Raw genomic sequence first — 20,222 nt, forward strand, 5'->3', positions numbered from 1 at the left:
GAGCGAGAAAGCGCCGAGAAAGTGCAGAGGAAGTGTCGCCAAAGTGCCGACACCTTTTTACTCGTGTCGTCTATTCGAGCTCGAACGTAGCACTGACGCTCACCTGAAGTTCCCGGGGTCCAATGCTGGAAACCGGTGAGCTTCCCCGGGCTTCCGCCATCATCATCGGTACCGGCCGTCCGCCACCGTTAACGTTGATCGACTTGACCCTGCCGCAGCTCATGTTCAGCTCTTGGGCAACGAACTTGCATTGGGCGCGGGCATCGGCAATGGCCCGGGCTGTTGCCTTGCGTTGGAAGCCCTGTTCGTCTGAGTGATAGAACTGCTCGGGCCCAAGGTGATACTCCATTCCAAGTGACTGTGCGACCGATACCAGAGGGTTCAAAAGGTCGAGGTCATTTACGCTGAAAGTCACGGCCTGGGAGGCAACACTCCATCGTTGAAGCTCCGCACTGCCGCCCTTCTCAGGGCGACTGCGAGTGTAGAGATTGAGGTTGGCGTCAGTGTAATCGTTCAGTTGGCCGCGATACTGATCTATGGCTTCATTCCAGTCACTAATCATGGCGTTCACTTTGCGCGTAGCCTGGTCAGCATCCTGCTCTTCGACGGCTGCCGTAAACCGAAGCCGGGCACTGTCGGGAATGTACTCGACCGACCCTTCACCGGTGAGGCTCACTTCGCTGGCCGTTGAGAGCGCTGGCGATGCCAGGGCGAGACCGATGATCAGGGTGGTGGCATAACGGACTGAACTCGAGGGCATAAGCGTCTCCATACTTTAAAACAAGCATCGGGTTTAATTGAGCGGACTGGAATCGGCTGATGCCCTTTCTCCGGTAGTAGCTGGTAACTATGAGACAAGCGGGCTGAAAACTGAAGCCCCGACATAGGTGGCGCCTATGGAAAGTCCGGGAGAGGGGTGCCGAATTGGCCAACGTTACAGGGTAGAGTTATTTTCCTGTTCCGCAGAGGCATTGCTGATGCCAGGATCGTGTTTCGCCTTGCCCTCGATTCTGGCCAGCTTGAGCTCCCGCGCTGCGTCGACGAGACACCGGAAAAGCCTGCGGTGAAGGGGGTGGTAGAGCAGGTATTCCGGATGCCACTGAACCCCCATCAGCCATTGGCCCTCGGTATTTTCGATAGCCTGAACAAAAAGGTCGTTGTCGACCGCGACCACGCGAAGGTGGCGTCCCAGGCGCTTTATGGCCTGGCTGTGGATGCGGTTGGCACCAATGCTCGGGCTCAGCACGGCTTCCCGCAACCGGCTTCCCTTCACCACACGTACGGTCTGAAGAGGTAGCAGCAGTGGGCGGTGGCGCGTCTTAACCCGTAACGGGGTGACGTTCTGGGCCAGCGAGCCGCCCCGGTGGATATTGATTAATTGTGAGCCGCGGCAGATGCCGAGTACGGGCAGACACAGTTTTTCTGCCTGGGCCAGCAGGTATCGGTCGGTTTCATCCCGAAGATGATCATAACGCGCCTCGACTTCGGGCTCCTGGCCGTAAAGGCTGGGGTGGACATGGGTGCCCCCCGAAAACACAAGGCCATCCAGAAGACTGACATCTACCCGGGACCCCGGCCTTATATAGAGCGTCCTGGCCCCGGCGATTCTGAGACCCAGGCTGATCAGGCGGTGGGTAAACAGTATACGCCGCGGGCAACTGATACCAATAGTCAGCCCTGGTATCTGGCGCTCTGGCGCAACCTGCTCAGACATAGCCTTTGCTTTCCAGCCACCGGGCGGTCTGGTCTTTCCAGCTGGTGGTCAGGTTGGTAAAGCTGAGTTTCCGGCTGTTCCGGAACAGCATTACCAACTCGTTGAGATCGGTTTCGTTGGCAACGATTTCTTCAAGCACGACCCAGTCATTCCATACGGTTGAGAAATGCCAGGCCGGGTTGTCGATATCGCAGTCCGGAAGCCGATAGTGCAGCGTCGGACGCGATTTGATCCGGGCATCCTTTACGTGGCGGCGCAACAGTCCGTCGTCGATATAGGAAAACAGGGGCAGCAGGTCCATCGCCCGGTTACGGGTGGGATTCTCCTGCAGGTAGTCTTCCATAAACGCCGTAATATCGGGGGCGTAATCTTCAGCGATGAGCTTGTCCACGTACTTGCTTGTCCAGGGCTCAATATAGCTGGTGAACTTGCGACTGATGTCCAGCTGATGCCTGGCCTTGATCCACTCGTACAGAGCCGCAAAGGCTCTCAGGTATTTGACAAGGGTAGCCGGTTCCAGGTCAGGCAGTTCCGGGTTGAGCTGGAGGCCGAAGGCATAAAGGATGGCCTCACGGCTGCCCAGCGCCCCTGCGTCATGGAGCCGGTCACAGAGGGTTTCGACGCGGGGAAGCTCGCTGAACGGCAAGGGAGGGCAGATGATCTCGAGAGGAACAATGCGCTCTGCCGCCGCATCGATGATGTCCATGGCGTGTCCCCCAAGCTCCCGGATGGACTCAGGCAGGCGAGGGTCCTGCAAGTCGAGGTCCTTGACGGGCTCCGAATCGAGCTCAATGACAAAGTCGCCCAGGTCCGTTGTAACCGTGCTGACATAGCGTGACGTTTCGCGGGCCTCTCCACCCAGAAGCTCCGCGGTCAGGCTAACCATCTTCTGGTAACTCAGGCCCGATAGTTCGATTTCCACGCCCACCCGACGTTCCTTGTCCTCGGACGTACGCATACGCCCGGGCATTCTACAGGTCCTGCTGCTCATACTGATCTCCGTGAAAAATCGCTTTCTACACTAACATATTGACCGGGATTAAGGTCACCCGGGTAGTTCTCATGCCCAAGGCGGCTGCTTTTACAGCCCTACACATACACTGGCCGCAAGGGCCACCCGCTAGCCGGGCAATGGATCCTTTACACCGGATAAAACACTGTATATATTTACTCTACTGTATAAAAAAACAGGGTCTGAACATGAAGCTGACAGCAAGGCAATCACAGGTGCTCGATATCATCCGGCGCAACCTCGACGAAACGGGCTATCCGCCTACGCGAGCGGAGATTGCCGCGGAGCTCGGGTTCAAGTCCGCCAATGCCGCAGAGGAGCACCTTCGGGCACTCGCCCGCAAAGGGGCCATTGAAATGGTGCCCGGCGCCAGTCGGGGTATCCGTCTGCCTGAGGTTGAAGCGGATCTTGGTCTGCCAGTCATCGGCCAGGTTGCGGCAGGTAGCCCTATTCTGGCCCAGGAACATATTGAAGACCACTGCACCTTGCAGTCGAATTTCTTTTCCCCATCTGCTGATTATCTGCTTCGTGTAAGGGGTATGAGTATGAAGAATATCGGCATTCTGGATGGAGACCTGCTGGCAGTCCACCGCACTCAGGACGTCCACAACGGCCAGGTTGTTGTGGCCAGGGTTGGAGATGAAGTCACGGTAAAGCGCTTTCGTCGGGATGGAGCCAAGGTGCTGTTACTTGCCGAAAACGAAGAGTTCGCTCCGATCGAAATAGATTTGAGTGAACAGGAACTGGTTATCGAAGGCCTGGGCGTGGGTGTTATTCGACGGTCAGATCTCCACTAGTTGGTCATAACCATTCGATTGTCTGATATGAGCAGCCTGAAAGGCTGACAGTAAGGTGAGGATCATCATGGAACAGCTGAGTTTCAATCAGAGTATGGCGGGCGCACCCGTTAATAGACCCGCGCCCAGGAAGGCTCCCAGGGCTGCTGGCAACGTCACCGAGATCATCCTGCCGGCGGGGCAGGTTGAAAACTTCCAGCTGTTACTGCCCATGCTGACCCAGTTGAATCAGGAGCGTCGATGGCTGGCATGGATTGATCCGCCCCAGGCGTTGGTCAACAAGTGGCAGAAAACCCGAAATATCATTACAGGCGAGATACTCGTTCTCAGGTCATCCGCCGAATATTCAGCTCTGGATCTGGCGCAAAGGGCCCTTGGCGCCGGAACCTGCCATGCCGTGGTAATGTGGACCGGAAAGCTAGGCCGAAGTGCCTTTGAGGCTCTCCAGCAAGCGTCAGCCAACGGCAACAGTCATGGGGTCGTGCTGAGGCAGAGGTAGCGTCAGCTAGCGGCCTGCGTAAACAGAAGGCAAAGACTCCACCTGTCGCGTAGGCGCCAATGGAGGGGTTAGGATATTCAAAAGCCAGGGGGACACTACTCCGTTTGGCTCTCTGGGCACCGGCATAACCGTACCAGTCAGAGCAGATCGGGCCGATAATCAGTGAAGAGTATGGGATCGGCTGGACTCGCTGCGCTCAGCATCATCCTCGTCCCAGTCAATATCGTGGGCAACATTTCCTACTGCTTCGATACCTGCCGCGATCATTGCCTTGGCAACCATCAGCTGCTTGTCGTCTATCATGTCTTTCGCTTCTGTAGAAAAGGAAATGCGGACCAGCGGGGCACTTTCATCATCGTCAATGCGCCGCAGGGCATAATCCCCGTCTTTTAACTGCACGATTTCAAAAAAAGATGCTGACATTGGTAAAAACCTTTCGTCTATCGGGCGACCAGGCCCTGATATGAATGAATGCTTGATGCAGAACTTACCATTCCTCGTGTCGTTCAGTGAGCTCTATCAAGAAATGTTTCATGCTGCTCAATGTAGCTGACAGGGCTGCCGGGGAACGGTCCGGGCCAGACTCAACGCCCACCGCGATAATGTTCTCATCGGATACCGTTTTCTTTTTCAGAGGCGGATGGGACTGTCCACGCTGCAACTGTGTCAAATGGTTGAGCCAGCTTCCCTTTTCGCCGTCGAGGTCGTTCAGTAGCCTGGCGTCGGGGGAGTCCGGACCAATCAGTTCTATTAACTCTGACAGCGATTCAGGCTGTTCGTTCTTGTGTTGATAATACCTGGCGACCAGCGTCAGCAACGCGTTTCGCGCCCTTAGCGCGAGTTCAACAGCCCCCTGCATATGAGCTTCCACCAGGGGGCCGGCTCCCTCTGGCCGATACTTCAGCAGAGTTTCAGCCAAAAACAATTTCTGGGATGCCAGGGTGTACCACTCTGAAGCCATCCTGTGTCTCCGGTCGGAACAGGCAGTTAATTAAACAGATATGAGCAAATTATATCAGTTTCCCGAAGCGTTTTCCCCTGCCAAAACCCAGCCTGTCGTCAGCGACATCGTCCGGGCGCGGCGCCCAAACCCAGTCCTTTCGAGCTCACGTAAAATATCTATAAAACAAGGGTCTAACAAGAAAATACAAAAATTTTATTGTTAGTATTTGTCTTATCAGGCAATAAGCATCGGACTTTTATCCATTTCAGCCCCAGACCCGGCCAGATCCACGCCACGTATCCAGTGGGTGTAACTGCCGGGTGTTAGCAGGAGAAGTTCCATGCGCATGCGGTTTTTTGCGGCGTTTGCCGTACTGCCACTGGCGATCAGTCTTACCGTGCAGGCCAAGGTTTCTGAAACCGAAGCTGCCCGGCTTGATGCCGATCTTACGCCTGTTGGCGCAATCAGGTCCGGCAATGAGGCCGGCACCATTCCGGCTTGGACCGGTGGGCTGGCGATACCTCCGCCAGGGTGGAAGCCCGGGCAGATCGAAACTGATCCGTTTGAGGACGAAAAGCCGCTGTTTGTGATTACGGCGGATAATATGTCGCTATATGAAGACCGCCTGACCGAGGGTCATAAGGCCCTGCTGCGCGAGTACGGCCCAGGCTATGTCATGCCTGTTTACAAAACTCACCGGACTGCTGCTTTTCCAGAACATGTCTACGATAAGTCGAGGGAGAACGCCCGCACCGCGACGCTGCTCGATAATGGTAATGGCGTTACCAACACCATAATGACGAGCCCTTTCCCAATTCCTGAAAATGGCCTTGAAGCGGTCTGGAATCATATTCTTCGCTATCGCGGAGAGCAGGTTTCATTCCGTTCCGCATTTGCTACGCCAACGGTTGAGGGCCGTTTTAATCCGGTGCTGACCGAGTACGACTATTACTTCAGCTACAGTGAGCCTGGAGCAAAGCTGTCGGAAATCGAAAATAAGATTTTCTATCTCAAGACGCGCATCATGGCGCCCTCGAGTCTCGCCGGTACACTAAACCTTGTGCACGAAACCCTTGACCAGGTGCGGTCACCGCGTCTGGCCTGGCGCTACGAGTCCAGCTCCCGTCGCCTGCGCCGGTCGCCGAACCTGGCCTATGAAACCGACCTGCCCAATAGCTCATCGTTGCGGTCGGTAGACCAGAAAGATATGTACAACGGAGCCCCCAACCAGTACGACTGGCAGTTGCTGGGCAAGAAGGAAATGTTCGTTCCCTACAATGCCTACAAGCTTCATCAACCCGAGGCTACGGCTGGCCAGATTATCCAGGCCAGGAATATTAATCCGGAGCTTACCCGCTACGAACTGCATCGGGTATGGGTTGTGGAGGCCACCGTACGGGTCGGGATGCAGCATATCTACGCAAAGCGCAAGTTTTACATTGACGAAGATAGCTGGCAGATTCTGGCGACCGCTGAGTATGACAACAGCGGCAATCTCTGGCGTGTGTCCGAGGCCCACAACATTTCCTATTACAGTGAGCCGGTCTTCTGGACCACACTGGAGACCACCTACGACCTGAAGTCTGAGCGCTATTTTGTGGACGGTCTTGATGACGGACAGAGCGCCTATGATTTTAACCCCGGCTTCCGTGCCGGAGAATTCACCGCCTCTTCCGTGCGCCGTTCTGCCGGCCGGTAGGGTACCTTCCTGAAAGACCGCGGCATTGCTTGGGCGGGTTTCGGCGTCAGGTGTGCCGGGGCGGGTCGTCTGTTCCTGGCAGGCAGGGCGCGACAATGACTGTTATGATCTCATCAGTGTCCTGGTGAGATCATCGCCCCAGGCCGCTGTCCAATCCAAGCACTCAAAGGGACTTAGCTATGGCACAGGCTCTGGAACTACTCGACACCCTCATTGACGATCTCCGGCACGCCATCTCGAAGGACGACTGGGAAGAGGTAAACGTGCTGACCAGCCGCGTTATAGACCGTGTCGAGCCGGTTATGACAGAGCTTGCGGAGGGGGATATCAGCCCGGCAGTGGTTGAGGAAAAGCTAGGGACCCTGCAGCAACTATGTGAAGAGGCAAAGCAGGGCGTAAAAGGTCACAAGGCCGAGTTACTGGATACCCTGAAGGGACTCGACCGCACACGTACGGCAGCGCGGACCTACGCAGACGTCTCCGTCAGGCGTCCGGGCTAGGTTACGCCTCCAGTCAATTCCGGCTAACGCCTGGGTCGGTTGCGTCATAAAATTGACTCTGCCGAGTGAACCGTCTTAAATACCCGGCAGAGAATGACCAAACCGAGTTACATCTTCGCGTACCTCTGGCAGACAGGCTTCGGTTGCAATAGCCGCCTGAGCGTATCGTCCGGACAAGAGATTCACTGAATGCCGCAAAACAATAATGTGCTCGTGTCTAGCGAGGATGAAGGTCGCCGTAGAGACCTCGAAACCATATTGGAATTCATTGGTGAAGAAGGAATTATCGCCGGCCCTTCCGCCACCGAACTGTTAACACAACTTGATGCCGATGGCCGCGCTTCGATAGCGGCCGCTATTGTGAATGGCTCAGATACGCAGGTGGAGTCCCAGATAAAAGCGCTTTGTGCTGCCGATGAGGGTCTGCCGGTGTTGCTTCTGGGCGACCCGGAGCTGAAGGGGCTTAACGAAGAGCAGGTCAACAGGATCATTGCCCGTCTGGACTGGCCCCTGAACTACACCAAATTTGTCGATTCGCTCTACCGTGCCCAGGTATTTCGCAGCCAGTATGCGCGGGGCCATGGCAGGGGCCAGCAGAGAGGCATCCAGCTTTTCCGCAGCCTGGTAGGCACCAGTCGCAGTGTGTTTCATGTGCGTCAGTTGATGGAGCAAGTTGCGGACAAAGAGGTCAGCGTCCTGATCACCGGAGAGTCGGGGACAGGCAAGGAAGTGGTAGCCAGGAACCTGCATTACCATTCCAGCCGCCGGGAAAAGCCCTTCGTGCCGGTGAATTGCGGTGCCATACCGGGTGAGCTCCTGGAAAGTGAACTGTTCGGGCATGAGAAGGGCGCCTTCACCGGAGCAATTACCGCAAGGGTCGGCCGTTTTGAACTGGCCGAAGGTGGCACCCTGTTCCTTGACGAAATCGGAGATATGCCACTGAGCATGCAGGTCAAGATTCTGCGCGTGCTTCAGGAAAAGACCTACGAGCGGGTGGGCAGTAACCGGACCCAGACTGCTGATGTCCGAATCATCGCGGCCACACACAAGCACCTGGAGGATATGATTGCCGCCGGAGAATTCCGGGAAGACCTCTATTATCGCCTCAATGTGTTCCCCATCGAGATGCCCGCACTTCGGGAACGGGTGGAAGACCTGCCGTTGTTGATCAATGAGCTGACCGCACGCATGGAAAAGGAAAAGCGCGGCTCCATCAGGCTTAATTCCGCGGCCATCATGAGTCTGTGCAGGCACGACTGGCCCGGCAATGTGCGCGAGCTTGCCAACCTGATCGAGCGCCTCGCCATCATGCATCCCTACGGTGTGATCGGTGTCCAGGAGTTGCCCAAGAAATTCCGCTACGTGGATGATCTGGACGAAAACCGGCCCATTGACGATATCGGCATGCCATCCGGAATACCGGGTCTGGTGGGCTTGGACTCGCCAGCTCTGTTGCCGGTAAATGGTATTGATCTCAAGGATTACCTGGGCAATCTCGAAAAACAGCTGATCCAGCAGGCATTGGACGAGGCTGGCGGCGTGGTTGCCCGTGCTGCCGAGAAGCTGCGTATCAGGCGCACCACTTTGGTGGAGAAGGTGCGCAAGTATGGCTTGCGCGAAGACGAAGCCAGCGAAGAATAATATTTATCGTCTGTAGGGCTGTCAAACTCCTGCTGTCGCGGGATGAGGCAGCCCCTTCAGGCGACAGAAAACCGTCATTCTCTGCCCCTCCCGAATTTGTTACCTGCTGATTTAAAAGCGCTATCCAGTTCTGGCACACCTTTAGCTTATACAGCCTCAGACCAATCTGATCGCGACGGAACAATTCGTTGCCGTGTCCGGGGACCTGTATGAGCCAGTTACAGTACGTTGTGGAAAAATCCCGTCGGTATACCGCGCCTGATGTGGATGCTGCTGATGCCAATCACAAGGTGACCGCCTTGTTTCCGCCCCAGCAGGAGGGCGAAGCAGTTGATACCGCGCTTGACCTGTTCAACCAGATGTCCCGGCAGATTACCGATTCCTACCGCACCCTCGAATCCCGTGTTAACCAACTCTCCGGAGAACTGTCAGCGGAGAGCCGGCAGCGCCAGCATGAGCTGGAAGAAAAAGAGCGTTTGGCCGACAGGCTTTCAACCCTCCTGGATGTCATGCCTGCCGGTGTGGTCGTGCTCGACAGTCAGGGCGCGGTCAGCCAGTGCAACCCGGCGGCAGTGAACCTGTTGGGTCAGCCCCTCGAAGGTGAGCGCTGGGTGGACGTCATCCGTCGCTGTTTTGCGCCCCGTCGGGACGACGGGCATGAAGTCTCCCTAAAAGACGGACGCCGGGTCAGCATCGAGATCCGCTCGATGGAGAACGAACCGGGCCAACTGATACTTCTGACCGACCTGACCGAGACCCGTCAGTTGCAGGCACAGCTTTCCCATGCCCAGAGGCTTTCAGCCATGGGCAAGATGGTGGCCTCCCTGGCCCATCAGATCCGTACGCCGCTGTCAGCCGCTATTCTCTATGGTGGCCATCTGTGCCAGACCGACCTGGACACGGAAATGCGCCAACGCTGTGCCACCCGCCTTATGTCCCGTCTGACCCATCTTGAACATCAGGTCAGGGACATGCTTATTTTCGCCCGTGGCGAAACCCGGCTTGCTGAAGAGCTTTCGTCCGGGTCCATGGCAAGTGCGCTGGAGTCTGCCCTTGAGGGTTTGTCATTAGGTAGTCATCAGAGGGTCACTCTTTCCAGGCTGTCGGGCGACGTGAACGTGATGTGCAACCGGGAAGCCCTGGTTGGCGCCTGCCTGAACCTGGTAACCAATGGACTTGAGGCCGGGGCCACCCAGGTGTCTGTGAACCTGGCAAGCAGCCAGTCACAACTGCGAATTGAGGTGATTGATAATGGCCCCGGATTTGATCCGGCCCAGGCCGAGCAGTTAATGGAAGCTTTTTATACCACCAAATCCCACGGTACAGGCCTTGGCCTGGCAGTGGTTCAGGCAGTGGTCAAAGCCCATAACGGTGAATTTGTCATTGAGGCGCCTGCGACGGGCGGAACCCGGGCGTTGATCGCCTTGCCGCTGGCCAGCAAGTACGCCAGCAACTCAAGCAGCAAAAATAAGTAAGTGGAGATTTCTATGGCCAGGGCTCAGATTCTTATCGTTGAAGACGACCGCGACCTGCGGGATGCATTGGTGACGACCCTGGAGCTGGCCAAGTTCCGTGTTTGCGAAGCCGACTGCGCCGAGCAGGCCCTGGTTCGCCTTGCAGAAACACCGGTGGATATGGTGGTCAGCGACGTCAACATGCCTGGAATGTCTGGCCATGAACTTCTGGCAGAGGTACAGAAGCATTATCCGGGTCTGCCGATGATGCTGATTACCGCCTACGGCCAGATCAACCAGGCTGTTTCGGCCATGCAGGCCGGGGCGACCGACTACCTGGTCAAGCCTTTTGAGCCCGAAGTGCTGGTGGAGGCGGTCAGCCGCGTCACCGGCAGTGACCGCCAAAGCAAAGCCGATGTCCCGGTTGCCGAGGATCCCATCAGTCAGCGCATGTTCCAGCTCGCCCGTAAGGTCGCTGGAAGTGACTCCACCGTGATGATTTCAGGGGAAAGCGGAACCGGCAAGGAGGTGCTTGCCCGCTATATCCACCAGCATTCACCTAGGGCGGAGCAGCCTTTTATCGCTATCAACTGTGCCGCTATTCCGGAGAACATGCTGGAAGCGATTCTGTTCGGCCATGAGAAGGGTGCATTCACAGGCGCCCATGCGTCTTCGCCCGGTAAATTCGAGCAGGCAAACGGAGGTACTATCCTGCTGGATGAAATCTCGGAAATGGACCTCAGTCTGCAGTCCAAGCTTCTGCGGGTTCTGCAGGAACGTGAAGTGGAGAGAGTCGGCGGCCGCAAGACCATCAAGCTGGACGTGCGGGTTCTGGCAACCACCAACCGCGACCTTGCCGAGTACGTACAGGAGGGCAAGTTCCGGGAAGACCTTTACTATCGCCTGAGCGTCTTTCCCATGCAGTGGCGTCCTTTACGCGAGCGCCCCTTGGACATACTGCCCCTGGCTAACGCACTGCTTAGACAGCATTGTCGCAAGATGAAGCTCACCGGCGTCGCCCTGGGTGTCGATGCCAAGGCCGCCATGAAGGCCCATGCCTGGCCCGGCAATGTACGGGAGCTGGACAATGCCATCCAGCGCGCCCTGGTACTGCACCAGGGCCAGACAATTCAGGCTGAAGATCTTTGTCTGGAAGTGGGGATCTCAGGGCTCACCGTAAAGCGGGAGTCCCAGCTTCAGCCAGGTCTTGCTCAGATCCCGCAGACACCCCAGGTTCAGGAAACCGCGGATTTAATGGACGCCAGTTCTATGGCAGCGGTGGCTGAAGAGCCGGGCAGGGAAGACTCGTCTTCCCTTGGCGATGACCTGCGTCAACAGGAGTTCCGGATCATTATCGATACGCTGCGCAATGAGCGTGGGCGTCGCAACCGGGCGGCAGAAAAGCTCGGCATAAGCCCACGCACCCTCAGATACAAGCTGGCCCAGATGCGTGACTTCGGCATCGACCCCGACCGGGAACTGGCCATGGCCTGAAGGCCCCGCTCCGGCAGACCCTGCGTTACTCCTTTCTGCGGCACCGTGTGCCGCTTTTTTTGGCCTGCGCTGTGGCGTCAAGACTTCGCCGCGGGCCGATTCCCTGATCTCTTTTATATACATAACTAACTGTATTGTAATAATAAAAACAATATGGCCGCGATATTGCTTTAACCTTGTCAAGAGTCACTGAATTGAACCGGGCCCAGATTGCCCCTGGCCTGACGGGGAGAAGAAACATGGTCGAACGTGCCGATATAAACAGCGTACTTTCCGATATCCGCTCATTGCGTTCGCAGATGATGCAGAACCAGCGTGTTGAGCAGGAAAACAAGATTCCTGGCCAGCTCGACAAGCTTGCCCGCACCGACCAGGTACAGAAGACTCCGGGCTTCAGCGATATGTTGAGCCAGGCGGTTGGTAAGGTGAATGATCTTCAGCAGACTGCCGGCGATATGCGTACCGCCTACGAAACTGGTGATCCGACCATGGATCTTGCCCGCGTGATGATTGCATCACAAAAAGCCTCAGTGTCTTTCGAAGCTCTTACCCAGGTCCGTAACCGGGTTGTAAGAGCCTATGAAGACGTTATGAACATGCCGGTTTAACCGCGGAGCTGAACCATGGCCAGTGTACCTGCCCAGACCATACCCAACCGGCCCGATGACAGCGATCCCGGTGGCCTTGAAGGCCGTAGCGAGCTGCTGTTCGGCTTTAACCGGCTGACCCTGTTGCGCCAGATCGGTCTGATGGTGGGCCTTGCAGCGAGTGTGGCCCTGGGCGTGGCCGTTGTGCTGTGGGCCCAGGAGCCCAACTACCAGCCGGTGGTCGGGGACCTGTCCAGCTATAACCCCCAGGACGTCACCGCGATTCTGGATCAGAGCGGTATCGAGTACCGTATTGAACCCCGTACCGGGGCCTTGCTGGTGCCCTCGGAGTCGGTCTATGACGCCCGTCTGAAGCTCGCGGCCCAGGGTGTCACTGACCAGAAAACCATGGGCTATGAGATTATGGACCAGGAGCGGGGTCTGGGTACCTCCCAGTTTATGGAGAACATAACCTACCGCCGAGGCCTCGAAGGTGAATTGGCCCGCACCATCAGTAGCATGAGCAACGTTAAGGGCGCTCGTATCCACCTTGCGATTCCCAAGCAGACGGTTTTCGTCCGCGACACCCGTACGCCTACAGCCTCGGTATTCCTTGAGGTTTTTGCCGGCCGCCGTCTGGCCGAAGAACAAATTGCAGCCATTACCAACCTGGTTGCGGGCAGCATCCCTGGCTTGCGCAAGGAGCAGGTCACCATTGTGGACCAGAGTGGTCATCTACTGAGCTCTCGCGATGGTGAGGGCTCCGAGCGTTGGCGCATGCAGGACCAGTACGACTACAATTCCCGGGTCGAAGAGCGCCTGACGCGGCGGATTTCACAGCTTATCGACCCTATCATCGGTGGCGGCCGCTTTCGGGCCGAGGTCACTGCCGATCTCAACTTCTCATCCGTCGAGCAGGCGGAAGAGTTGTTCAACCCCGGCCAGCAGGCGGTACGCAGCGAACGGGAAATGAGTGAGCAACGCATTTCCGGCGGTTTGGGCGGTATCCCGGGTGCCCTCTCCAATCAGCCTCCGGCGGCGGCAGTTGCGCCGGAGCAGGCAGTGCCAGGGGCTGAGGCGGACGAAGAAGCACCGCCACCACCAGTGGACGTCCGACGCGAATCAACCCGTAATTACGAAATGGACCGTACTGTCAGCTACGTGCGCCAGGAGCAGGGCAAGATTGAGCGACTGACCGTGGCTGTAGCAGTGGACGATATGCGTGTGGTGGATCCCCAGACCGGCGAAGTCAGCTTCGAGCCTTGGCCCGAAGCTGAGTTGCAGCGCCTGACCATGCTTGTGCAGGATGCGGTAGGCTATTCGGCCGCCCGTGGCGACAGTGTCACCCTCATGAACACCGCCTTTGCCAGTGAAGAAACCTTGGCCTATGAAGCGCCTGCGTTCTGGGAGCAGCCGTGGTTCTGGGAGCTGATGAAACAGGTCCTGGCGGGACTGGTAATCCTGGTGCTGGTGCTGGGGCTGCTGCGGCCGACATTAAAAAACCTGGCAGGAAATGCCCGTCGTGAGCGGGATGATGCTGACGGCGACGCCTATGACAGCCTTGAAGGTCTTGATGGCGATGAGGCGCTCAAGAACGCTATCGGCGGCACCAATGAACTGCTTTTGCCAGGGGCCACGGACAGCTATGATAGACACCTGAATGCTTTGAAAGGCCTGATTGCCGAGGACCCGGCCCGGGTTGCCCAGGTAATGCGCCAGTGGGTAAATGTCGATGACTGACGAATTAATGCCTCAGCAACAGGCTGAAGCCCCGAAGAAGATGCGGCGCAAGATTCCGCGGGTGGAACAGGCGGCCATCCTCCTGATGTCCCTCGGCGAATCCGATGCGGCCCAGATCCTCAAACACATGGGCCCCAAGGAAGTGCAGCGCGTGGGCGTCGCCATGGCCCAGATGAAGGACGTTAGCAAAGACGACGTGACCTATGTCATGGACCAGTTCGTGGAGGCCGTTGGGGGCCAGACCGGTCTGGGCGTCGGCAATGACGAATACATCCGTGCCATGCTGACCCAGGCCCTGGGCGACGACAAGGCAGCCAGTCTCATAGACCGAATCCTCATCGGCGGCAATACCACCGGCCTGGACACCCTCAAATGGATGGAGCCTCGGGCCGTAGGCGATATTATCCGTTACGAGCACCCGCAGATTCAGGCCATTGTCATTTCCTATCTCGACCCTGATCAGGCGGCTGAGATTCTCGGCACGCTGGATGAAAAGGTCCGGCTAGACGTCATGATGCGGGTAGCCTCGCTGGAAAGTATCCAGCCCCAGGCCCTGCAAGAACTGAATGATATTCTTGAAAAACAGTTCTCCGGTGGCTCTGCCGCGCAGACCAGTCGTATCGGTGGCATCAAGCGGGCAGCGGACATCATGAACTTCATGGACCGCAGCATCGAAGGCAGTCTGCTGGATTCCATCAAGGACATGGACCCGGATCTGGCGACCACCATCGAGGACCTGATGTTTGTGTTCGATAACCTCAAGGACATCGATGACCGTGGCATTCAGGCCCTGTTGCGGGAAGTGTCGTCCGACGTGCTGGTCGTCGCCCTCAAGGGGTCTGATGAAGGCGTCAAGGAGAAGATCTTCCGCAATATGTCCAAACGTGCGGGCGAATTGCTGCAGGACGATCTGGAAGCCAAGGGGCCGGTTCGTGTCAGCGAAGTGGAATCTGCCCAGAAAGACATTATCACCATTGCCCGACGCATGGCCGAGGCGGGTGAGATCACCCTCGGCGGCGCCGGCGAAGAAATGATGTAATGAAAGACCGCCGCACGCTCGATCGTATCCCCTCTGAGAACCTGACCGCCTACGAGCGCTGGGAGTTGCCCCTGCTGGACCAGCAGGGCAACGAAGTGGCCCGGGAAGAGGAGCGGGACGTCAAGCCGTTGACTGCCGCAGACATTGAGGAGATTCGTCAGGCCGCCTATGAAGATGGCCGCATGGAAGGGCATGCGGTCGGCTTGAAGGCGGGCACCGAAGAAGGCCGTGAAGCCGGCCACCGGGAAGGTTTCGAAGCCGGCAGGACCGAAGGCCTGGACGTGGGCCGCACGGAAGCGATGGAGGCCACGCAGGCCGATGTAGACGCCGGCCTTGAGCGTCTTCAAAGCGTTATGGCAGCGCTGCTGGATCCCATTGCCCGCCATGAGGATGAGATTGAAACGGCCCTGTTCAACCTGACAACCGTGCTGTCCCGTGCCGTGGTCTACCGGGAGCTGCAAATGGATTCTTCCCATATCCGTGCCGTGGTCAGGCAGGCGATGGCCAGCCTGCCGTCCACCCAGGAGAATGTAAAGGTGCGGGTTCACCCGGCAGATGCAGAGTGGGTGAGGGAGGTAGCCGCCCGGTTTGAGGTCGAGACCGCTGTTGTGGAAGACGAAGCCATTCTCAAAGGGGGCTGCAAGGTGGAGACCCGCCATAGTCTGGTGGACTTTACCGTTGAAAAACGCTTTCAGAAGGCTGTTCAGGGCATCCTTGACCAGCAACTGTCCAGCGATTCACCGGGGGATCGGGCAGAGCTCGGCGCCCTGATGGATGATTTGACCGACTACCACGGCGATGTGCTGGAGACGTCCTTGCCGGAGCAAACCGCAAGCCCTGAAGATTTATCGGCCCAGGCCACCGGTACCGAGAATGAATCCGATTCACCGCAGAAGGCCTCCGCCAGCGAGCACGACAGTGCGTCCATGGCTGGTCAGCAGGATAGCGACGTGGATGCGGCGGACCATGGCAGTTACGGTGACGCCATGAACAGCCACGAAACGAATGGCCAGGAGGATGCGCCCGATGACAAGTCCTCTGGCTGACCGCCTGAACCGATTCCAGGATTACCTTCCACCTCAATTGGAGCCTGAACTGTCAGGACGCCTGACCCGCATGGTGGGCCTGACTCTTGAGTGCGTTGGTTGCCCCATGGTGGTCGGCGACCGCTGTCTGATCCAGGGGCAGGGCGTTGGCACGGTTGAGGCGGAGGTGGTCGGCTTTGAGGACGAGCGGGTCTACCTCATGCCGTTGACTGCAATTGAGGGTCTGCGGCCCGGCGCACGAGTGGTACCCCTCGCTGCAGCCAGCCGCGTACCCGTAGGCCCGGAACTTCTTGGCCGGGTCGTTAATGGTACCGGGGAGCCGCTGGACAACCTCGGCCCCCTGCGCACCGCCACCCAGGTTCCCCTGGCTGGCACCATCATCAACCCTCTCCACAGGGCCCCTGTTCGCCAGTCCATGGATGTGGGTATCAGGGCCATTAACTCGCTGCTTACGGTTGGCCAGGGCCAGCGTCTCGGGCTGTTCGCCGGCAGCGGCGTCGGCAAGAGCATGTTGCTGGGCATGATGACCCGGTTCACCGATGCGGATATTACCGTAGTCGGGCTTATTGGTGAGCGGGGCCGTGAGGTCAAGGAATTCATCGAGGATATCCTCGGCGATGAAGGCCTGGCGCGATCCGTGGTGGTTGCCTCACCGGCGGACGATTCGCCACTCATGAGATTGCGGGCAGCCATGCTAACCACCCGCATTGCCGAACACTTTCGGGATCAGGGCAAGCGGGTGCTGCTACTCATGGATTCCCTGACCCGCTATGCCCAGGCCCAGCGGGAAATTGCTCTGGCGGTGGGTGAGCCACCGGCCACCAAGGGTTATCCCCCGTCGGTATTCGCCAAGTTACCGCAACTGGTTGAGCGGACTGGCAATGCCAAACCCGGCGGCGGTTCGATAACAGCCTTCTATACGGTTCTGACCGAGGGGGACGATCAGCAGGACCCCATTGCCGACGCTGCCCGTGCCATCCTCGATGGTCATATCGTGTTATCCCGCCGCCTGGCCGAAGAGGGCCATTACCCTGCCATCGACGTGGAAGCATCCGTAAGCCGGGTGATGCCCCAGGTTACCGACCCGGCGCATTTCGCCCAGGCCCAGCGATTCAAACAGGTTTATGCTCGCTACCAGCAGGCCCGGGACCTGATCAGTGTCGGCGCCTACGTCAAAGGCTCGGACCCGGAGACGGACTTTGCCATAGAACACATCAACAATATGCGGGCGTTCCTGCGTCAGGACCTGGGCAAGAGTTCGCCATTTTCAGAAAGCATCGAGCAGCTTTTCACTGCGGTACCTGAGCGCCGGCAGGCCCGCCGGGGAGCGTCTGAGTAATGCTGCGCTCAGCGCGTCTTGAAGTGGTTCTTGCCCTTGAGAAACGCCGGGAGCAGGCGGCTCTTGAGGTCATGACCCAGGCGCGTGAAAAGTGGGCACAACAGCAGCAGCGGCTGCAGGAACTGCGGGAATACCATGCCGATTACCGGGTACAGATGCGCAACAGTCAGCAGGGCGTGGTGTCGGTAAACAAGCTGCAGGGATGGCAGGCATTCATCGCACAGCTCGATCAGGTCATTGCCCAGCAGGAAAAGCAGACAACCAAAGCCCAGGAGCACTTCGATACCGCCCGACTGGCCTGGCAGGAGGCCTACGAAAGGCGACGGGGCATGGCTCGCCACATCGACGCCTGCCGTGCCGAGGAGCGGCGCAACCAGGACATCCGGGAACAGAAACAGCAGGACGAGGCCTCGGGCAGGGCATTTGCCCGTCGCAGAAGCTGATGGGCTGCCCGGCCGAGGCCAAAAGTATACCCCGGCGATGAAAAAGCGGATGCAAATTGCCCCTGCTCAGCTATCCTCTACGGGAGAAAGTTAACCCGCCTTGCAGTAGTCTGCTCAAAGATCCATGGAGGACGCCGTATGGCAATCCAGACGCGACGAAGCGATGACGGTCGCACCCTGACTATCAAGATCGACGGTCGATTCGATTTCAGCACCCACCAATCGTTTCGTGACGCCTACGAGCACGGGGACCAGAAGGTCAGCGATTATGTGATCGACATGTCGGACACCACCTACCTCGACAGCTCCGCCCTCGGCATGCTGTTGCTGCTACGGGACTATGCCGGTGGCGACGCCGCTAATATCCGCATTGAAAACTGTAACAGTGATGTTCGTCGCATCCTGACCATATCCAATTTTGAGCAGCTGTTTTCCATCCGCTAGGGCAAGGAAAACAGTTGCGTTGAGCCTGGAGGACATGCCTTGGAAGAAGCGCTCGTCGAGCATGGGGCGCTGTGCGTCCTCATTGCAGATGACAGTGACAGCGACCGGATGATCCTCAAGACCCTGGTCACGAGACAGGGCCATGACGTCATTGTGGCGACTGACGGCTTCGAAGCGGTAGAACAGTTTCGGGCCCACAGACCCCAGATCGTTCTGTTGGATGTAATGATGCCCCGTATGGACGGTATGGAAGCTGCCAGACAGATCAAGGCTCTGGCCGGCGAGACCCTGGTGCCGATCATATTTCTGACTTCCCTGTCAGATGCCGACGCACTGGCCCGATGTCTTGAGTCCGGCGGCGATGACTTTCTTTCCAAACCCTATAACCGGGTCATTATTGAAGCCAAGATCAACGCCTTCAACCGGATGCGATTGATGCACAGGACGCTGACTCAGCAGAGGGATCTCATCCACGCCCGCAATCGGCAGTTGCTCAACGAACAGGAAGTTGCCAAGCGGGTTTTTGACAACGTGGCCCATACCGGTTGCCTGGACGCCAGCAATATCCGCTACCACGCCTCGCCCCAGTCCATCTTCAACGGCGATATTCTGTTCGCCTGCCCCAGACCATCAGGCGGAATGCACATCCTGATTGGTGATTTCACTGGCCATGGTTTGCCGGCAGCCATCGGGGCAATGCCCGTTGCTGAAATCTTCTATGGCATGACCAGCAAGGGCTTCAGTTGTGAGGATGTGCTCAGAGAGATTAACCAGAAGCTCAAGCGGATTCTTTCGGTCGGCATGTTCTGTTGCGCGGTCTTTATCGACGCCGATTTCCATCTCAATCATGTGCGGGTCTGGAACGGGGGCTTGCCGGATGGCTACCTGATTCGACGGGATGGCCGCCGGATAGCCTTGCCCTCGGCCCACCTGCCCCTCGGTGTAGTGAGCCCTGAACGCTTTGCAGCGGAGGTGGTTCATCTGCGCACCGAGCCAGGGGATACTCTCCTGATTGCAACTGACGGTGTCCTGGAAGCCGAGAATGAGTACGGGGAAATGTTCGGTGAAGGTCGCCTGCGCCAGGTTCTGGATAATGTCGACAATGGGCTGGAAGCATTCGATGCACTCATGGCGGGCGTTGGAACCTTTACCGGGACACAGCGTGTACAAGATGACCTCACCCTCCTTTCGTTGGTGATGGTGGCGTCGGAACAGCTGACTGATCTGACCAATGGGCTACCTCAGTCTGCCTTGCACGGCCCGGTCAGTTGGCAGTGCAGCTATGAGGTCAGTGATAAGACTCTGGGTCATTTCAATCCGCTTCCGTTGTTACTGCACATCTGTATGGAGGTACCGGGTCTCAGGCGTCGTAGCGGAGAGGTTTACACCCTCCTGTCTGAGTTGTACACGAATGCACTGGAGCACGGTATTCTGAAACTTTCGTCGGCCTGGAAGAATTCGCCGGAAGGTTTCGGTCAGTACTACGCTGAAAGGGAGCGACGGCTGGCAGAGGTTGACGGTCACTGTATCCGCTTCAGCCTCCGCCACACGGCTACCCCGACCGGGGGCGAGCTCAGGCTAAGTTGCGCGGATACCGGTGATGGCTTCGACCACCAGATCTGGCATCCGGTAGGAGAAAGATCCGGTGCAGGGCCTGACAGCCCTGATGGGGTGCGTTATGCGGGCCGGGGGCTGGCATTGTTAAGGCGCCTGTGTGAGTCACTGGAATTCGTAGGGCAGGGAAACGAAGTGGAAGTGGTTTATCGCTGGGATTTTAGTGAGCCCCGGGCTCAGGGTTGAGCGCGGGAAAGCAGTACCATCAGTAGCATGT

Annotated in this window: 20 protein-coding genes; 15 read left to right on the plus strand and 5 right to left on the minus strand. The window is 57.7% G+C overall.

The features are described 5' to 3' along the window. Positions 1-70 precede the first annotated feature (70 nt). From G7W63_RS16540 to G7W63_RS16550, 3 genes are all read right to left on the minus strand, one after another. A complete protein-coding gene (locus G7W63_RS16540; RefSeq protein WP_166260798.1) occupies positions 71-760 on the minus strand; it encodes an SIMPL domain-containing protein in 690 nt (229 codons plus the stop codon). Between the two features lie 174 nt (positions 761-934). Then, entirely contained in the window at positions 935-1,714 is a 780-nt protein-coding gene (locus G7W63_RS16545) for a gamma-glutamyl-gamma-aminobutyrate hydrolase family protein (protein WP_166260801.1), read from the minus strand. Beyond that, on the minus strand, positions 1,707-2,705 hold the full coding sequence (locus G7W63_RS16550; protein ID WP_166260804.1) for an amidoligase family protein: 999 nt from the start codon (positions 2,703-2,705) through the stop codon (positions 1,707-1,709). Before G7W63_RS16550 ends, G7W63_RS16545 begins: the two co-directional genes overlap by 8 nt. Before the next feature lie 209 nt (positions 2,706-2,914). On the opposite strand from G7W63_RS16550, the gene lexA reads away from it, so the two are divergent. Together lexA and G7W63_RS16560 are read left to right on the plus strand one after the other, a co-directional pair. Further along, positions 2,915-3,523, plus strand: a complete 609-nt coding sequence (lexA, locus tag G7W63_RS16555; RefSeq protein ID WP_166260807.1) for a transcriptional repressor LexA — start codon at positions 2,915-2,917, stop codon at positions 3,521-3,523. Between the two features lie 67 nt (positions 3,524-3,590). After that, the gene (locus G7W63_RS16560; protein WP_166260809.1) at positions 3,591-4,022 is read left to right on the plus strand and encodes a cell division inhibitor SulA; all 432 of its coding nucleotides are present in this window, start codon (positions 3,591-3,593) and stop codon (positions 4,020-4,022) included. A gap of 159 nt (positions 4,023-4,181) precedes the next feature. Here the strand turns inward: G7W63_RS16560 and G7W63_RS16565 are convergent, their stop codons facing one another. After that, positions 4,182-4,445 carry a hypothetical protein gene (locus G7W63_RS16565; protein WP_166260812.1) on the minus strand — a complete coding sequence of 88 codons (264 nt, stop codon included), beginning with the start codon at positions 4,443-4,445 and terminating at the stop codon, positions 4,182-4,184. A gap of 64 nt (positions 4,446-4,509) precedes the next feature. Continuing rightward, the gene (locus tag G7W63_RS16570; RefSeq protein ID WP_166260815.1) at positions 4,510-4,983 is read right to left on the minus strand and encodes a DUF6586 family protein; all 474 of its coding nucleotides are present in this window, start codon (positions 4,981-4,983) and stop codon (positions 4,510-4,512) included. Positions 4,984-5,305: 322 nt separating this feature from the next. Here G7W63_RS16570 and G7W63_RS16575 point away from each other — a divergent pair, with 322 nt between their 5' ends. From G7W63_RS16575 to G7W63_RS16635, 13 genes are all read left to right on the plus strand, one after another. Further along, complete coding sequence (locus G7W63_RS16575; RefSeq protein ID WP_166260818.1) at positions 5,306-6,664, plus strand: DUF1329 domain-containing protein; 1,359 nt, start codon at positions 5,306-5,308, stop codon at positions 6,662-6,664. Between the two features lie 179 nt (positions 6,665-6,843). After that, a complete protein-coding gene (locus tag G7W63_RS16580) occupies positions 6,844-7,164 on the plus strand; it encodes a hypothetical protein (RefSeq protein WP_166260821.1) in 321 nt (106 codons plus the stop codon). A gap of 189 nt (positions 7,165-7,353) precedes the next feature. Beyond that, complete coding sequence (locus G7W63_RS16585) at positions 7,354-8,805, plus strand: sigma-54 dependent transcriptional regulator (RefSeq protein ID WP_166260824.1); 1,452 nt, start codon at positions 7,354-7,356, stop codon at positions 8,803-8,805. A 209-nt stretch (positions 8,806-9,014) separates the two neighbouring features. Beyond that, the gene (locus tag G7W63_RS16590) at positions 9,015-10,280 is read left to right on the plus strand and encodes a sensor histidine kinase (protein ID WP_166260827.1); all 1,266 of its coding nucleotides are present in this window, start codon (positions 9,015-9,017) and stop codon (positions 10,278-10,280) included. A gap of 12 nt (positions 10,281-10,292) precedes the next feature. Next, complete coding sequence (locus G7W63_RS16595) at positions 10,293-11,753, plus strand: sigma-54-dependent transcriptional regulator (protein WP_166260830.1); 1,461 nt, start codon at positions 10,293-10,295, stop codon at positions 11,751-11,753. 239 nt (positions 11,754-11,992) lie between these two features. Continuing rightward, a complete protein-coding gene (gene fliE, locus G7W63_RS16600; protein ID WP_166260833.1) occupies positions 11,993-12,361 on the plus strand; it encodes a flagellar hook-basal body complex protein FliE in 369 nt (122 codons plus the stop codon). A gap of 15 nt (positions 12,362-12,376) precedes the next feature. Continuing rightward, entirely contained in the window at positions 12,377-14,080 is a 1,704-nt protein-coding gene (gene fliF, locus G7W63_RS16605) for a flagellar basal-body MS-ring/collar protein FliF (protein ID WP_166260836.1), read from the plus strand. A gap of 40 nt (positions 14,081-14,120) precedes the next feature. Continuing rightward, positions 14,121-15,119: a flagellar motor switch protein FliG gene (fliG, locus tag G7W63_RS16610; protein WP_423202298.1), complete on the plus strand. Its 999-nt coding sequence runs from the start codon at positions 14,121-14,123 to the stop codon at positions 15,117-15,119. After that, the gene (locus tag G7W63_RS16615; RefSeq protein ID WP_166260842.1) at positions 15,119-16,165 is read left to right on the plus strand and encodes a flagellar assembly protein FliH; all 1,047 of its coding nucleotides are present in this window, start codon (positions 15,119-15,121) and stop codon (positions 16,163-16,165) included. The genes fliG and G7W63_RS16615 overlap by 1 nt, the downstream gene beginning before the upstream one ends. After that, positions 16,137-17,504 (plus strand): flagellar protein export ATPase FliI, encoded by a 1,368-nt coding sequence (fliI, locus tag G7W63_RS16620; RefSeq protein WP_423202297.1) that lies wholly within the window; start codon positions 16,137-16,139, stop codon positions 17,502-17,504. The genes G7W63_RS16615 and fliI overlap by 29 nt, the downstream gene beginning before the upstream one ends. Further along, entirely contained in the window at positions 17,504-17,947 is a 444-nt protein-coding gene (gene fliJ, locus G7W63_RS16625) for a flagellar export protein FliJ (RefSeq protein ID WP_166260848.1), read from the plus strand. The genes fliI and fliJ overlap by 1 nt, the downstream gene beginning before the upstream one ends. Before the next feature lie 138 nt (positions 17,948-18,085). Continuing rightward, positions 18,086-18,391, plus strand: coding sequence for an STAS domain-containing protein (locus tag G7W63_RS16630; protein WP_166260851.1), 306 nt, complete (start codon positions 18,086-18,088; stop codon positions 18,389-18,391). Between the two features lie 39 nt (positions 18,392-18,430). Beyond that, the gene (locus G7W63_RS16635; protein ID WP_166260854.1) at positions 18,431-20,191 is read left to right on the plus strand and encodes a SpoIIE family protein phosphatase; all 1,761 of its coding nucleotides are present in this window, start codon (positions 18,431-18,433) and stop codon (positions 20,189-20,191) included. The last annotated feature ends 31 nt before the right edge of the window (positions 20,192-20,222 follow it).

The sequence above is a fragment of the Marinobacter salicampi genome, assembly GCF_011074795.1.
GTDB lineage: Bacteria > Pseudomonadota > Gammaproteobacteria > Pseudomonadales > Oleiphilaceae > Marinobacter > Marinobacter salicampi.

Coding starts and splice junctions, on each gene's coding strand:
- G7W63_RS16540 (WP_166260798.1), bottom strand. CDS start 760: ATGCCCTCGAGTTCAGTCCGTTATGCCACCACCCTGATCATCGGTCTC.
- G7W63_RS16545 (WP_166260801.1), bottom strand. CDS start 1,714: ATGTCTGAGCAGGTTGCGCCAGAGCGCCAGATACCAGGGCTGACTATT.
- G7W63_RS16550 (WP_166260804.1), bottom strand. CDS start 2,705: ATGAGCAGCAGGACCTGTAGAATGCCCGGGCGTATGCGTACGTCCGAG.
- lexA (WP_166260807.1), top strand. CDS start 2,915: ATGAAGCTGACAGCAAGGCAATCACAGGTGCTCGATATCATCCGGCGC.
- G7W63_RS16560 (WP_166260809.1), top strand. CDS start 3,591: ATGGAACAGCTGAGTTTCAATCAGAGTATGGCGGGCGCACCCGTTAAT.
- G7W63_RS16565 (WP_166260812.1), bottom strand. CDS start 4,445: ATGTCAGCATCTTTTTTTGAAATCGTGCAGTTAAAAGACGGGGATTAT.
- G7W63_RS16570 (WP_166260815.1), bottom strand. CDS start 4,983: ATGGCTTCAGAGTGGTACACCCTGGCATCCCAGAAATTGTTTTTGGCT.
- G7W63_RS16575 (WP_166260818.1), top strand. CDS start 5,306: ATGCGCATGCGGTTTTTTGCGGCGTTTGCCGTACTGCCACTGGCGATC.
- G7W63_RS16580 (WP_166260821.1), top strand. CDS start 6,844: ATGGCACAGGCTCTGGAACTACTCGACACCCTCATTGACGATCTCCGG.
- G7W63_RS16585 (WP_166260824.1), top strand. CDS start 7,354: ATGCCGCAAAACAATAATGTGCTCGTGTCTAGCGAGGATGAAGGTCGC.
- G7W63_RS16590 (WP_166260827.1), top strand. CDS start 9,015: ATGAGCCAGTTACAGTACGTTGTGGAAAAATCCCGTCGGTATACCGCG.
- G7W63_RS16595 (WP_166260830.1), top strand. CDS start 10,293: ATGGCCAGGGCTCAGATTCTTATCGTTGAAGACGACCGCGACCTGCGG.
- fliE (WP_166260833.1), top strand. CDS start 11,993: ATGGTCGAACGTGCCGATATAAACAGCGTACTTTCCGATATCCGCTCA.
- fliF (WP_166260836.1), top strand. CDS start 12,377: ATGGCCAGTGTACCTGCCCAGACCATACCCAACCGGCCCGATGACAGC.
- fliG (WP_423202298.1), top strand. CDS start 14,121: ATGCGGCGCAAGATTCCGCGGGTGGAACAGGCGGCCATCCTCCTGATG.
- G7W63_RS16615 (WP_166260842.1), top strand. CDS start 15,119: ATGAAAGACCGCCGCACGCTCGATCGTATCCCCTCTGAGAACCTGACC.
- fliI (WP_423202297.1), top strand. CDS start 16,137: ATGCGCCCGATGACAAGTCCTCTGGCTGACCGCCTGAACCGATTCCAG.
- fliJ (WP_166260848.1), top strand. CDS start 17,504: ATGCTGCGCTCAGCGCGTCTTGAAGTGGTTCTTGCCCTTGAGAAACGC.
- G7W63_RS16630 (WP_166260851.1), top strand. CDS start 18,086: ATGGCAATCCAGACGCGACGAAGCGATGACGGTCGCACCCTGACTATC.